1 pseudogene is annotated in these 338 nt (G+C 46.2%); it reads left to right on the top strand.

The features are described from left to right. Window positions 1-261: pseudogene (locus FD01_RS16625) on the top strand (IS110 family RNA-guided transposase); the annotation flags it as partial. Window positions 262-338 lie beyond the last annotated feature (77 nt).

Genomic DNA, 338 nt, shown 5'->3' with positions numbered 1-338 from the left:
TTGGTCCAAGTCGCCAATGGCTTAATCAAAAGCGATAAGTACCCTGAGATTAAGCAACGTTACCAGATTCTCAAGAAACGTCGCGGTCACAAGAAGACCATTATTGCCATCGCAAGGCAACTTTTGACCGCTGTTTACCACATTCTAGCTAATCACGAAGTCTACAATCCCAAGCAATTCGTTGATCGTCCAGAACGGTCAATGTCGGTGCGAGAGGCGGTAGAGTTCGCTAAAGCCCGCGGGTTCGACGTTCTCGCTTAATTTTTTTAGTGCGCGGCGCACCCTTATTTGAGTGCGCCTATGGTTAGGTATCTCTATCTCTAGTATTTTTCAAACTT

The sequence above is a fragment of the Lacticaseibacillus manihotivorans DSM 13343 = JCM 12514 genome (assembly GCF_001435035.1).
GTDB classification, from domain to species: domain Bacteria; phylum Bacillota; class Bacilli; order Lactobacillales; family Lactobacillaceae; genus Lacticaseibacillus; species Lacticaseibacillus manihotivorans.
Note: the sequence above shows the minus strand (reverse complement) of the source record. Positions and strands in the feature narration are given on the sequence as shown.